Below are 12976 nucleotides of genomic sequence, written 5' to 3' on the forward strand. Positions count from 1 at the left end.
AGCAAGCCGCGATCGCGGGCTACGTGCGCTGGCACAACCGCCACGCCACCCCGAAACGCCGCTTCGCCGCCAACTCCAAGATCCGCAGACCCGATTACCTACCCAACGTTGCCTGATACAGCACTAGTCAGCTCGCCGACCCCGTCGCGACGGTCTCCCACCGGCGGGACAGGGCGTCGAGGCGATCGAGGAGCTCGCCGAGCCCGCCCGCGTGCTCGGCCATCAGCTCGTCCTCGAGGGCGCTGACGCGGTCCCGGAGGCGCTGGAGCGCGACGCGGCCCTCGTCGGTGAGCCCGAGGAGCTTGCGCCGGCCGTCGGCCGGGGCCTGGGTGCGTTCGATGAGCCCGCGGTCCTCGAGACGCCGGCAGACGTCGGCCATCGTCGAGCGATCGAGCGCGACCGTGTGGGCGAGCGAGCCCTGGTCGAGTCTCGGGTGGGCGTCCACCGTCACCAGAACGGCGTATTGCGGACCGGTCAGGACCGGATCGACCCGACGCGCCCAGGCGGCGATGTAGGCCTGGTGCAGGCGGCGGGCCAGGTATCCGGGCGCTTGGCGTATGACGGCTGGAGTGGCCGGGCCACCCTCCGAGTTCGTCGCGTCCCCCTCGCGTGACATTCGCCTACTGTGACACAACTCAGTGACACACAACGCGTTACCAGCGGTCACGAGACTGCCAAACGGTCGTGTGACGCGCTCACCGGGGCGCGCGGTCGGTTCTTCGTACAGTGAGCGAACGTCCGGGCACGGTGGGACGGTCGTTCCGTGGACGAGATCGCGGAGTGGAGTCGCGTCCAACGGCGAGTGATCGCGCTGGTCACCGGCGTGTCGGCGGATCGGGGGCCGACGTGCTCGCCGGCGACGAACCCGACGACCACAACGAGGCGTGGACCGCGCGTCAGGTCGACGCCCGACGTGGGCGCGCTCGTGGCGGAGTGGGAGGTCGTCGACGAGCCGCCGCCGCACCTGGACGGGCCGAGCACGGCACGCGCCCGCTCGCGGACGTCACGATCCACGAGCAGGACCTCACCGACGGCTCGGCATCTGGCTCGGGAAGAGCAGGCGCACGTCGTCGAGGGTCACCAGCCGCAGGTGGATGACCTGCTCGACGACCGCGATCCGCCAGCCCCGGGTCTTGTCGTTGAGCCGCAGGCCGCGCAGCCAGCGCTGGGCGTGCCGGAACGCCTCGCTCTGGGTCTTCGGGCTCGGCGCGGGACGGCCCTCGGCGCGGTGCCAGTCGGCGATCTGCTCGGCGTCGCCGTGCACGTCGCGCGGCACGCTGCCGTGCCCCGCCGCGGCCGCCGCGATGAGGGTGGGGCCGCACGCGGCGACCAGCACGGACCACCACGTCTCGGCGGTCGGCAGGGACGTGTCGATCGTGCGGCCACCCGCGAGCCCGCCGCTGGTGGACGGCCCGGCTCCCGCGGAGGGCGCGAAGCGCAGCAGCGCCAGGGTCAGCTCCTGGCCGTCCGGGAACCACAGGCCGAGCGAGGAGCGGTCGTCGCGGACGAGCAGGCCGTTGCCGCCCCGGATGCGGTCCTTGCCCGGCACCCCGGGCACGAACAGCGTCAGCAGGGCACCGTGACGTTGGCGGTTGATGATCAGGTACGCGTCGTCGCGGACCTCGATCTCGGCCGCCAGCCGCGAGACCCGGTCGTCGGGGACCGGCACGTGGCGCGACCCGCCGACGCCTGCACGCCCGGTCGCGTCGCCGCGCCCGAGGGTGATCCGCTCGCCCCACGGCACCGATTGCGTGTACTCGGTGCGCACGTCGAGGACCGCGAGGCCGCCGACGGGCAGGCGGGGAGCCGGAGCCTGTGGGGGGCCGGACCAGGGTGGGCGCGCGGCGGGTCGCGTCACGCCACCTCCCGGTCGGCCGGAGAGCGGACGGGCCTCACTCGCCCCCGCGGCGGCGGGGATCCGCCGGTCGTTCCCAGGATACGCCGGGTCGTCCCGCGCCCCCTCGTGCCGACCTGGCCGTCGCGACGACCCGCTCGACGAGGGTCGGACGCGCGACGACCTGCGTGGCGCCGCGGGTGGGCGCGGTCGGTGCGGTGACGACGGCGGTGTCGTCGCTGTCGCGACCGGGCCGACCCCACCCGGCCCCGCGTTCGATGGTCGAGCTCCGCTGCGCTCCGCCTTCCCGGAACCCCCCGACGGAGTCCCGGGAACCCCCCGCCGGCCCCCGCGCCGGAGCCGGCCGAGGCGAGGGAGGCAGTGGCAGCGCCGGACCCGGCCGGCCGGCTGCCCCCGGCACGGCCGGGCCGGGCGGCCCCGGCGGGGAGGGGGGACCCGCCGGAGCGGAGGGCGCGGACACCGACGAGGGGGTCGGGTCCGTCGCCGACGTGGTCGCCGCGGGTGTCGCGGCGGGCCGCGAGAACGCGGCGGTCACGAGCACGCGGCCGACGGGGACGTCGGTGCCCGCGAGCAGGTGCAGGTAGGTCCGCTCGGCCATCCGGCGCGCCTCGGTGCTGCGGGCGTGCTCGAGGTAGCCGCTGAGCAGCTCGTCGGCCAGCACCTCGAGCGGCCAGCGGGCAGCGACGTCGGCGAGGTCGTCGGAGTGGAACTCCACCCACAGGTGCGGCGCCGTGACGCGCTGGCCCCGCGGCGTCCACACCAGCGCGTCCTCGGAGGCGAGCCGCCGCGCGGCCGCCCGGATCAGCCCGTCGCCGTGCACCCACGGCCGGCCGAGCAGGCCGCGCAGGGTCCGGCGCACCCGCTCGCCGGCCGGCGCCGGCCCGAGGTCGGTGGTGGGCAGGGCGGCGGCGATCCCGGAGGCGATCCCCGACGCGCCGCCGGCCTGACCGCGCGAGGTGCGCCCGCTCCACGACACGAACAACCAGGCGCCCGCGGCCGTCGCCCCGACGAGGACGACGACCAGCAGGGCGAGGAGGAACGAACCGGAGCCCAGCCAGGTCAGCAGCAGCAGCACGACCGCGCCGCCGGCGACGAGGCGGGGGAGCGAGGCGGGCATCCTCATCGCACACCCCCGTCGGCCAGCGTGGGCGCCTCGGCCGGCAGCAGCTGCAGCGGGTTCGGCAGGCGCTCCGCGGCGGCGCCCAGCACGGCACTGTCCCGCGCGGCGTCGCCGAGACCCGCGGGCCCGAACGCCGTGACGACCCCCGTGAGCAGCACGAGCACCATGAGCGCCAGCGCGCCGTGGGCGGCGACGCCGAGCACGCGGTCGGGCAGGCCGGGGCGCCGGAGCCCGCCGCCGGTGCGCCGGGCGAGGGTGTCGCCGAGCCGGCGGCCCACTCCCCAGCCGATCAGCGCCCCGACCAGTGCGGCGCCGATCACGAGAGCACCGCGGGACACGCCGTCGTCCGCCGCGACGAGCATGGGTACGACCCAGCGGGCCAGCGCGCCCGCCACCAGCACACCGGCCACGGCGCCCGCGGCCTTCAGCACGAGCCCCGTGCCCCCGCGGCGCCAACCGCGCAGCGCGGCGATGGCGACCACCGCGAGCACCAGCATGTCGACGACGGTCACTGAACCTCCCGATCTCGACCCCGACTCCCGGCAGACTGCGCCGGGTGACATCGAGTCAACGCCGCCCGTGACGGGGGCGGAGGAGGACGATCGGGAACTAATTCCCGGAATCGACGGGGCGGCGGGTCAGTTACGGGAACCCTCGAGTGGCACCAGCACCTCCTGCATGCCGGGGCTGTCGACGGGTCCGCCGGCCATGCGGGTCAGGAAGCCGATGACTCCCGCCGATCCCCAGTGCCACGACGGCTCCGCGGGGAGGGTCCACGTGCCGGCCTCGCGGGTCGCGCCCCACCGGTGCTCGGGGGTCGCGACGGCGAGGAGCCAGTTGCGGGCCGCCCGGGCGGCGCCGGAGAACTCGTCGTCGCCGGTGACGCGGCCCAGCGAGTCGAGGAACCAGCCCGTGCCGGCCGCGCCGCTGTTGGTGGCGGTGTGGACGGTCGGGCTGCCCTCGTACTCGGCCCAGGCGCGGCCGACCGGCTCGGTCAGCGAGACGTCGACGAGCCAGCGCCCGGCGGCGCGGGCGCGCTCGAGGTGACCGACGTCGCCGAGGATCGCGTACGCCTGCAGGGACACCCACCCGATCCCGGCCGCGCCCTCCTCCATTCCGGTGGCGCGGTTCGGGTTGTCGGGGGTCAGGGCCGCCGCCCCGGCGCCGAGCAGTATCGGCCAGGTCAGCCCCCGGCCCGCGGGCTGGGCGGTGCGGTCGAGGAAGCTCAGCGCGGACTCGGCGTCGTGTCGCCAGCGCTGGTCGCCGGTGGCCTGGTACATGCGCAGGAACACGAAGGCGGCGCCGGCGGTGCCGGAGAGGAAGCCGGTGTTGCGCCGCGGCTCGTCGTCCCGCTCGGGCAGGCCGCCGTCGTCGTCGAGTCGGCTCGACAGGTACGCCGCGCCGCCGGCCGCGTGGGCGGTGAGCTCGGGGTCGCCTAGCCGCTCACCCATGACCGAGAGCGCGTAGACGATCCCGGACTGGCCCTCGCCCATCCCGTGGCGGTACGAGGGCTCGCCGCCGCCGTCGATGTCGGCCCACGACCAGCGGCACCGTTGCGGGCAGGGGAGGCCGTCGACGCCCTCGGCGCGGTCGAGCACCCACTGCAGCGACGCCCGGGCGCCCTCGCGGTAGCGCTCCTCGCCGGTGGCCTCGCCGATCCGCCACAGCACCTCGGCGATGCCCGCGGCGCCGTCGTCGAACGAGGTGTACCCGCGGTCGGCGGGACCGCCCGGGTTGACGTAGTCGGGGACCCGACCCCCGCGTGACGCCCCGAGCAGGAAGTCCCCGGCCGAGCGCGCGGCGGCGAGCCAGCGCTCGCGCGCGGCGGGGTCCGGCGTCGCGGCGGCCAGCGCGAGGAACCCGTGCGCGATGCCCGCGGCGCCGACGTCGCGGTCGGTCTGGCGGTTGGGGGCCTGGATCGAGCTGGTCCAGGCGCGCGCGCCGGACAGCTCCGCCGCGACGTCGTCCCCCAGCGCGGCCAGCGGATCGGGCACGGCGTCGGCGAGCAGCTGGTCGGCGAACGCGGTGGGGAGCGGGGCCGCGTTCGTCCCGGGGGCCGGTTCCTCGGCGGGCGCCGACGCGCAGCCGGCCGCGAGGAGGCCGGCGGCGAGCACCAGGACCAGGACGCGCCTCACGGCACGACCGCCGCGAGGGAGCCCTCGTTGACCGCCGAGCGCACCGGCGACGGCGCGACGATCCCGAACGTGAAGCCCCGGGCGCGCAGCTCGTCGATCGCGCGCGGCAGGTACCCCAGCTGGTCGGGCGAGCACTTCAGCACGTCGTTCGCGTCGTGGAGCAGGAGCATCGCCTGGTCGACGGCCTCGGTGGCCACGTAGTCGACCATCGCGTCGGCGCCCGGGCACTGGAAGTCGCCGGCCTTGTTCGAGGTCCACTTCCATCCGATCCCCCCGGACAGCCCCAGCTGGGACAGCGCGGCGTCCCCGCCCGGCGAGGGTTCACCGAACGGGTACCGGAACAGCGTGGGCCGCACCCCGGTGATGGTCGTGAGCAGCTCGTTGGTGCGTCGGATCTCGGCCTCGGCTTCGTCGGTCGACAGGTCGGGGAACCAGGCGTGCTCCCAGGCGTGGTTGGCGACGACGTGGCCCTCGGCCTGCATCCGCGCCACCAGTTCCGGGTGCCGTTCGGCGTTCTCGCCCTGGACGAAGAAGGTCGCGCGGACGCGTTTCGCGGCGAGCACGTCGAGCACGTACGGGGTGAGCTGTGGGGACGGGCCGTCGTCGAAGGTCAGCGCGACGCGGGGCCCGGGGCGCTGGTCGGGCGTCGGTGGGAGCGCCCGGTCGGCGGCCGTCGGGGTGTAGCGCGGTCCGAGGGCGAGCTCGCCGCGGTCCGCGGCGCCGGCGAAGGAGCCGACGAACGACACCACGACCGTGCCCGCCAGGGCGACGACGAAGAAGAGCAGCGAACGGACGTTGCGACGCCGGTCGTCGAAGGACACGCGCTCAGCGCAGGTGCCGGGCGCCGCGACGCACGATCCGCACGAGCAGCATCGCCGTGAAGATCACGGTCACACCCAGCAGGACGGCGGCCATCACATTGATCCCGGTGGCCGCGGCCAACGCCAGTCCGGTGGTCCCACCGCCGACACCGCTCGTGAGGTACATCGAGTGCTCGCCGTACATCCGCGCGCTCCGTCCCCTTCCGAACCCTGATCGATTCCGCTCACCACGCCTGGCGCCGCGCGTTGAGACAGCGCCAGGCCGCCACCACCGCGCACCACTCCAGGAAGAACCCGTAGACGTCCTCCACCAGCACGATCGCGACGATCGCGACGTCGGTGACGGACCGGCCCGGCAGCCGCCACATCGAGGTCATCCGCTCCAGCCACATGACGGCGAGCGGGATGAGCCCGATCAGCGCGTACCGGAACGGCACCGCATAGATGATCATGAGCGCGAGCATGGTCAGGAACAGCACGCGGAAGAACACGCTGAACCCGAACAGCCCGTACGAGAGGATGTCCTTGCGCGTCGCGGTCGACCAGCCGCGCTTGAGGCATTCGTCCATCCCGCCGCGGCCCCACCGCAGGCGCTGGGTCCACAGCGCGCGGAACGTGTCCGGCGGCGTCGTGTAGACATGCGCGTTCCGGGCGGCGGCGACGCGCCACCCGAGCGCCTTGAGCTCCAGGGTCAGCGCGTAGTCCTCGATCAGCGACGAGCCGTCCCAGGGCTCGCCGGCCTCGCGCGCCTTCGCGACCGCCGCCAGCGCCGCGCCGCGGTACATCGCCGCCGCGCCGCTGGCCACCGACACGCGCCAGCCCCGCAGGTCGCGCAGGTCGTCGTACCGGGCGTACTCGAGGCGCTGCATCCGCCAGGCCAGGCCCTTGCCCGGGCTCGCCCAGTAGCGGGCGCACACGGCGCCGAGCACGACGTTGCCGCGCAGCTCCGAGGCCATCGCCGCGACGGTGTCGTCCAGCAGGACGGTGTCCGCGTCCATCGTCAGCACGAGCTCGGCGTCCTGGGCCGCGACGCGCCAGCCGTGGTTCAGCGCGCCGGCCTTCTTGTCGGGGTTGTCCGGCATCTCGAGGACGGTGACCGGGTAGCGGCGCGCGATCTCGGCGGTGCGGTCGGTGCAGTTGTTGGCGACGACGACGATCCCGGAGATCTCGAGCCACTCGGGGACGTCCTGGGAGAGCAGGCCCTCGACCGTGGCCGCGATGCCCTCCTCCTCGTTGTGCGCCGGCACCAGAACCGCGACGGTGGTGGTCCGGGAACGCCGGGTCCGGGTCGTGGTCGCGGCCGGGGTCCTCGCGGGGGTCTTCGCGGGGGTCTTCGCGGGCGGCGTCTCCCGGCGAGGCACCTGGCGCCGACTCGGCGGCGGGACGGCGGCCGGCGCGGCGACCGCGGTGCGCAGCTGGATCGTCGGCGCGTCCGGATCGCTGGAGCGGCGAGCCGGGCGGTGACGGGTGCCGGTCGGTGCCGGTGTGCGCGACGGAGACCCGTCGGCTCGCCCGGTCCGCACAGCCTGGCTGCTCGCCACGTCACCTCGCTCGTGTCGCCGGTCGGTCCTCGGGCGGCCTTCACCCGATCGGTGGGCCGCCTGCGGGACATACCGTACACAGCCGGGATTTCGTTACACCATCGTGAGAATCGGGTGTTCCCAGTGACATCGGAGCATCACTCGGTCGTGGGTTCTTCGTCCATCTCGCGGCCCTGCACGAACACCCGAGTGACGCTCAGTGTCTCCTCCAGGAGGACGAGATCGGCGGCGCCACCCCGGGTGAGACAGCCCACGTCCGACCGCCCGAGGAGGCGCGCCGGCACGCTCGTCGCGGCGCCGACGGCCTCGACGAGGTCGACGCCCGCCGCGACGGCGGTGCGGACGCCGCGGATCAGGGGCGCGGCCGCGCCGGCCAGCCCGCCGGCCGCGTTGCGCACGATCCCGTCGACGAGCGTGACCGGGACCCCGGCGAGCCGGAACGGGCCGTCGGGCTGGCCCGTGGCGGCGGTGGCGTCGGTGACCAGCGCCCACCGCCCCGGCGCGGCGGCCGCGGCGAGGCGCAGCATCTCGGGGGCGACGTGGTGGCCGTCGCCGATGAGGGTCGGCACCACCTCGGGACGCGTGAGCGCGACCGCCGCGAGACCCGGCGCGCGGTGCGCGAGCCCGCTCATGGCGTTGTACAGGTGCGTCGCCGCCCGGACGCCGCGATCGACCGCCGCGTGCGCGGTGTGGGCGTCGGCGTCGCTGTGTCCGGCCGACGCGACGATCCCGCGGGCGCGGAGGACATCGATCAGTTCCCCCGCACCGGGCAGCTCGGGAGCCAAGGTGACGACGTCGACGCGGCCGGCGTCGAGCAGGCGGGCGAGCAGCGCCGGGTCGGGGTCGCGGCGGTGCTCGGGCGGGTGGGTGCCGATCCGGGCGGCGGCGAGGAACGGGCCCTCGAGGTGGGCGCCGAGCAGGCGAGCGCCCCGAACGTCGTCCCCGCGTGCGACGTCGAGGCGGGCCAGGGCGGCGACCGTGCGCTCGAGGTCGTCGGTGAGCAGCGCGGGGCACAGGGCCGTCGTGCCGTCGCGAGCCGCGGCCGCCCGAACCGTCGCCAACTCCTCGACGGCCGCGCTCGCGAGGTCGACCCCGGCACCGCCGTGGCAGAGCAGGTCGACCAGGCCGGGGATCGCGATCCGCCCGCCTCGCCCTGCCGGGAGGCCGACCGCGGCGACCCGGCCGTCGGCGATCTCGACGTCGCCGGGGCACCAGGCCCCGTCGACGACCGCTCCGGAGACGCCCAACCGCACGGGGTCAGTGTGGTGGGGTGGCCGACCCGTGTCCCGGGAACACGTCGGCCACCCCGCTCGCGACTCCGTCCTACCGTGGACGGAGTGACCGGGATCGAGATCGTGGGCTTCGTCGTCGCGCCCGCGCACGCGTACGAGGGACGCCCGTCGGACGGCCCGCGGCCGGTCGACACCAGCTCGCCGGACTCCCTCGAGATCCGCGCGGGTTCCGGCGTCGTCGGCGACCGCTACGCGGGGCGGGCGGCCCACCGGGACGCCGCAGTCACCGTGCTCGCGATCGAGGCGCTGGAGGCCGTGGCCGCCGAGCTCGGCGTGCCGCCCTTCGACCCGGCCGCGGCCCGCCGCACGGTCCTCACCCGCGGCCTCGAGGTGGAGGCGCTGCGTGGACGGGAGTTCGCGATCGACTCCGGCGACGGCCCCGTGGTCCTCGGCGGCGGGCGTCCGGCCGCGCCGTGCGCCTGGATGGACGCGGTCCTCGCACCCGGCGCCCACGCGGCGCTGCGCGGGCGCGCCGGGGTGCGCTGCGCGGCCCTGTCGACCGGGACGTTGCGGCTCGGGGCGGCGACGGTGGCCGTGTCCGACGGACTCGGCGACCCGGACCCGGCCCGCGCCGGACTCCCGCACCGGCGGCGCGCCCGCGCCTGAACCGCGTGGGATCCGTCTCGACCAGGGTCGCGGACCCCGCGCAGCGGGCAGGGTCGTCCGGTGAGCGCCGAGACGCCGACGACGACACAGCAGAGCATCGGGCGCGCGCGCACCCTGCTGCTCGCGGTGCTCTGCGGCGCGGCCGTCGCGAACATCTACTACGCGCAGCCGCTGCTGCACACGATCGGCGAGGCGTTCGGGGTCGGCGACGGCGCGGCCGGCCTGCTCGTCACCGCCTCGCAGATCGGCTACGCCACCGCACTGGCGCTGCTCGTCCCGCTCGGTGACCTGCTGGAGCGCCGCCGGCTCGTGACCGTGCTCCTCGCGGCCTGCGCCGTGGTGCTCGCGCTCGCCGCGGCCGCACCCGGGTTCGGGCTGCTCGCCGCCGCGATCGCGCTGGTCGGCGTCACCTCCGCGGTCGCCCAGATCGCCGTGCCGCTCGCCGCGTCCCTGGCCGGCGACCACGAGCGCGGCCAGGTCGTCGGCACCGTCATGAGCGGCCTGCTCATCGGCATCCTGGGTGCCCGTACGGTCGCCGGGCTGGTCGCGGAGTTCGGCGGCTGGCGCTGGGTGTTCGGGGCCGCGGCGGGCGTGATGGTGCTGCTCGCGGTGGTCGTGCGCCTCGGGCTGCCGGTCGTGCCGGCCACCGAGACCGCGAGCTATCCACGCCTGCTGCGCACCGTGCTCGGGCTCGTGCGCCGCGAGCCCGAGCTGCGGCGGCGCATGGCGCTCGGCGCGGTCGGCATGGGGTGCTTCACGATCCTGTGGACCTCGATCGACTTCCTGCTCTCGGCCCCGCCCTACGGCTACGGGCCGGCGGTGGTGGGCCTGTTCGGGCTCGCGGGGCTGGCGGGGGCGGCGATGGCGCCGCTGGCCGGGCGGCTGGCCGACCACGGCCACCAGCGGCTCGTCGTCACGCTGGCGCTGATCGTGCTCGCCGCGAGCTGGTCGCTGCTGGGGCTCGGCGGGGCGTCGGTGGTGGCGCTGATCGCCGGGGTGATCGTGCTCGATCTCGCCCAGCAGGCGCTGCAGATCAGCCACCAGAGCGTCATCTACGCGATCGCCCCGGAGGCGCGCAGCCGGATCACCACCGCGTACATGGTGTCCGCGTTCCTCGGCGGCACGCTCGCCTCGGCCGCGGTGTCGGTGCTCTATCCGGCGAGCGGCTGGCTCGGTGTCTGCGTGCTCGGCGGCGTCGTGGCCGTGGTCGGGGTCGTGATCTGGTTCCTGCCCCGCACGTGAGCACTTTCCGGTGCTATAGCACCGGAAAGTGCTCACAAGGGGTGTCCGGCGCCCAGGCCGACGGAGAGGTCCGAGGCGGCGGTCGCGGTCGCCGCGGCGTGCGCCGCGAGGTGGGGGCGCAGGCGGGCGGCCGGCCCCGAGACCGTCAGCGCGGCGACGATGCCGCCGTGGAACCCGCGGACCGGGGCCGCGGCCCCGGCCAGCGCAGGGTCGAACTCGCCGTCGACGACCGCGTACCCGGCCTCGCGCGCCGCCGCGAGCACCGCGGGGTCGGCGCCGACCGCCCGGGCCGCCGCGCCGTCCCGCTCCGAGAGCAGCACCCGCCCCGTGGACGTGGTCGCCGCGGGGACGTCGTCGACGTCGAAGCGCGCCCGCGGGGCGCCCCCGCCCGCCTCGGCGGTCAGCAGCGTCGCCACCCGGGGCCCGTGCAACCGGCACAGGTGGGCGTTCTCGCCGGTCCGGGCCGCGAGCGCGACGAGCGCAGGCCCGGCCGAGCGCACGAGGCGCGCCTCGGCGGTCCCGGCGGCGAGGGCGTAGAGCCGCCAGCCCAGGGCGTAGCGCCGGGAGCGTTCGTCGCGCTCGACCAGCCCCTCGTCCTCCAGGGCCGCGAGCGCCCGGGACACCTGGCTCGCCTCCCGCCCGGTGATCGCGGCGAGCCTGCTCACCCCGAGCCCGGCGGCGCGGGCCTCCGGAGTGGCGAGGACGGTCAGCAGGTCGACGTCGCGACGCAGGCCCGCGGACCGCGGCCGGGTCACGTGGCGACCCCGATCATCACCAGCGCCACGGCCCCGCCGAGGGTCCACGCTGCCGTCCGCCACCAGTTCGTCCTGGTCAGCCGCGCGAGGGCGTGCGCGTCGAAGCCCTCCGAGAGCCGCTCGTGGCACGGCACCGAGATCGCGACGGTCACCGCCACCGTCGCCACCCCGCCCAGGCCCGCGGCCAGCGCCAGGACGACCGGGACGCCGGGCGGCCGCCAGACCAGCAGCACCGCGCACGTCACCCCCTGCGCGAGCCACGGCGCGACGATCAGCCGGCCCATGAGGCGTGTGTGGCGGCGGTGGACCGTGACCCAGTCAGCACGCTCCATGTGCGCGAACCCCGGGTAGACCAGCAGCTGGATCACCCAGACCAGACCCGTGCAGAACCACACCGCGGCCGCGTGCACGGCGAGCAACAGCGTCCCTGCCAGGTCATTTGCGCTCACCGCACGGATTGTTGCCGATCCGGGCAGCGGGTTCTTCACTGGCGTCGCCAGCCCCGGGGGGAGAACGCCGCATGAAGATCACCGACATCCGCCTCGAGCACCGGGAGACCGTGCTCGACCCGCCGTGCCACGCCGCCTGGGACCCCGCCCCGCGCACCCGGTTCGCCGCCACGATCGTCCGTGTCGAGACCGACGAGGGCGTCGTGGGCGTCGGGTCCGGCGACACGATGGCCGGCTTCCACGACCACCGCGACCTGTTCCTCGGCACCGACCCGCTCGCCACCGAGGTGCAGGTCCGCCGCATCGAGTCGGTCGGCTTCCACACCGGGCGCTTCTGGCCGCTCGAAGCCGCGATCTGGGACGTCGTCGGCCAGGTCGCCGGGCTGCCCGTCGCGACGCTGTTCGGCGGCGTGACCGACCGCCTCCCGGTCTACGCGTCGTGGTGCTCGGAGCAGGCGCCGGGCCGCCGCGCCGAGGACGCGCACCGGCTCGTCGAGCAGGGCATCCGCGCCGTCAAGATCCGGGCGCACCCCGAGCGGCTGCGCCAGGGCGTCGCGGCGGTGGCCGCCGTGCGCGACGCCGTCGACGACCGGCTCGACATCATGGTCGACCTCAACCAGGCCTGGCGGATGGCCGGCGACGTCACCGAGCCCCTCGAGCTCGCCGACGTCCGTCGCGTCGTGCGCCGGCTCGCGGAGTACGACGTCGCGTGGGTCGAGGAGCCGCTGCCGTACGCCGACGCCGACGGGCACCGCCTGTTGCGCGCCGACAATCCGGGCCTGCGGATCGCGGCGGGGGAGATGCTCGACTCGCTGCCGCAGACCCTCGCGCTGCTCGAGGCCGACGCGCTCGACGTCTACCAGGCCGACGTCGTGCTGGCGCTCGGCATGACCCGCGCGCGCCAGCTGGCCGAGGCCGCGCGGGCACGGCATCGCCGCTTCACCCCGCACACGTGGACCAACGGGCTCGGCCTGCTCGCGAACCTGCACGTCGCGGCCGGCGTCGGGGCGGGGCCGTACCTGGAGTTCCCCGACGACCCCGCCGGCGGCTGGACCCCGGAGCGCCGCGACTTCCTGCTCGCCGAGCCCCTGCGCCCCGACGCCGACGGCATGCTGGTGGTGCCCGACGCGCCCGGCCTGGGCGCCGTGCTCGCCTGACGA

At 75.8% G+C, this 12976-nt stretch carries 15 protein-coding genes; 4 read left to right on the forward strand and 11 right to left on the reverse strand.

Annotated elements, in window-relative coordinates:
* Positions 1–127: 127 nt before the first annotated feature.
* From AC2A1K_RS31965 to AC2A1K_RS32000, 8 genes are all read right to left on the reverse strand, one after another.
* Positions 128–616: a MarR family winged helix-turn-helix transcriptional regulator gene (locus AC2A1K_RS31965; RefSeq protein WP_483900388.1), complete on the reverse strand. Its 489-nt coding sequence runs from the start codon at positions 614–616 to the stop codon at positions 128–130.
* A gap of 408 nt (positions 617–1024) precedes the next feature.
* A complete protein-coding gene (locus AC2A1K_RS31970) occupies positions 1025–1858 on the reverse strand; it encodes a hypothetical protein (protein WP_483900389.1) in 834 nt (277 codons plus the stop codon).
* 34 nt (positions 1859–1892) lie between these two features.
* Entirely contained in the window at positions 1893–2972 is a 1080-nt protein-coding gene (locus tag AC2A1K_RS31975; RefSeq protein ID WP_483900390.1) for a hypothetical protein, read from the reverse strand.
* 2 nt (positions 2973–2974) lie between these two features.
* The gene (locus AC2A1K_RS31980) at positions 2975–3487 is read right to left on the reverse strand and encodes a CvpA family protein (RefSeq protein WP_483900391.1); all 513 of its coding nucleotides are present in this window, start codon (positions 3485–3487) and stop codon (positions 2975–2977) included.
* Between the two features lie 126 nt (positions 3488–3613).
* The gene (locus AC2A1K_RS31985; RefSeq protein ID WP_483900392.1) at positions 3614–5110 is read right to left on the reverse strand and encodes a lanthionine synthetase LanC family protein; all 1497 of its coding nucleotides are present in this window, start codon (positions 5108–5110) and stop codon (positions 3614–3616) included.
* Positions 5107–5931, reverse strand: a complete 825-nt coding sequence (locus tag AC2A1K_RS31990; protein ID WP_483900393.1) for a polysaccharide deacetylase family protein — start codon at positions 5929–5931, stop codon at positions 5107–5109. Before AC2A1K_RS31990 ends, AC2A1K_RS31985 begins: the two co-directional genes overlap by 4 nt.
* Before the next feature lie 4 nt (positions 5932–5935).
* On the reverse strand, positions 5936–6115 hold the full coding sequence (locus AC2A1K_RS31995; protein ID WP_483900394.1) for a hypothetical protein: 180 nt from the start codon (positions 6113–6115) through the stop codon (positions 5936–5938).
* A 40-nt stretch (positions 6116–6155) separates the two neighbouring features.
* Positions 6156–7178, reverse strand: a complete 1023-nt coding sequence (locus AC2A1K_RS32000) for a glycosyltransferase family 2 protein (protein WP_483900395.1) — start codon at positions 7176–7178, stop codon at positions 6156–6158.
* 13 nt (positions 7179–7191) lie between these two features.
* Between AC2A1K_RS32000 and AC2A1K_RS32005 the strand changes: the two genes are divergently transcribed.
* Complete coding sequence (locus tag AC2A1K_RS32005) at positions 7192–7395, forward strand: hypothetical protein (protein WP_483900396.1); 204 nt, start codon at positions 7192–7194, stop codon at positions 7393–7395.
* A gap of 214 nt (positions 7396–7609) precedes the next feature.
* Here AC2A1K_RS32005 and AC2A1K_RS32010 read toward each other — a convergent pair whose 3' ends face one another.
* Positions 7610–8725: an N-acetylglucosamine-6-phosphate deacetylase gene (locus tag AC2A1K_RS32010; protein WP_483900397.1), complete on the reverse strand. Its 1116-nt coding sequence runs from the start codon at positions 8723–8725 to the stop codon at positions 7610–7612.
* A gap of 84 nt (positions 8726–8809) precedes the next feature.
* Between AC2A1K_RS32010 and AC2A1K_RS32015 the strand changes: the two genes are divergently transcribed.
* Both AC2A1K_RS32015 and AC2A1K_RS32020 read left to right on the forward strand, forming a co-directional pair.
* Entirely contained in the window at positions 8810–9370 is a 561-nt protein-coding gene (locus AC2A1K_RS32015) for an MOSC domain-containing protein (protein ID WP_483900398.1), read from the forward strand.
* 60 nt (positions 9371–9430) lie between these two features.
* Positions 9431–10612, forward strand: coding sequence for an MFS transporter (locus AC2A1K_RS32020; protein ID WP_483900399.1), 1182 nt, complete (start codon positions 9431–9433; stop codon positions 10610–10612).
* A 32-nt stretch (positions 10613–10644) separates the two neighbouring features.
* On the opposite strand, the gene AC2A1K_RS32025 is transcribed toward AC2A1K_RS32020, so the two are convergent.
* Positions 10645–11367, reverse strand: a complete 723-nt coding sequence (locus tag AC2A1K_RS32025; RefSeq protein ID WP_483900400.1) for an IclR family transcriptional regulator — start codon at positions 11365–11367, stop codon at positions 10645–10647.
* Entirely contained in the window at positions 11364–11816 is a 453-nt protein-coding gene (locus AC2A1K_RS32030) for a hypothetical protein (RefSeq protein WP_483900401.1), read from the reverse strand. The genes AC2A1K_RS32025 and AC2A1K_RS32030 overlap by 4 nt, the downstream gene beginning before the upstream one ends.
* Before the next feature lie 71 nt (positions 11817–11887).
* Between AC2A1K_RS32030 and AC2A1K_RS32035 the strand changes: the two genes are divergently transcribed.
* Entirely contained in the window at positions 11888–12973 is a 1086-nt protein-coding gene (locus tag AC2A1K_RS32035) for a mandelate racemase/muconate lactonizing enzyme family protein (RefSeq protein WP_483900402.1), read from the forward strand.
* Positions 12974–12976: the final 3 nt, after the last annotated feature.

The sequence above is a fragment of the Actinomycetospora sp. 2LY8.5 genome (genome assembly GCF_057180585.1).

Coding starts and splice junctions, on each gene's coding strand:
- AC2A1K_RS32035 (WP_483900402.1), top strand. CDS start 11,888: ATGAAGATCACCGACATCCGCCTCGAGCACCGGGAGACCGTGCTCGAC.
- AC2A1K_RS31965 (WP_483900388.1), bottom strand. CDS start 616: ATGTCACGCGAGGGGGACGCGACGAACTCGGAGGGTGGCCCGGCCACT.
- AC2A1K_RS31975 (WP_483900390.1), bottom strand. CDS start 2,972: ATGCCCGCCTCGCTCCCCCGCCTCGTCGCCGGCGGCGCGGTCGTGCTG.
- AC2A1K_RS31995 (WP_483900394.1), bottom strand. CDS start 6,115: ATGTACGGCGAGCACTCGATGTACCTCACGAGCGGTGTCGGCGGTGGG.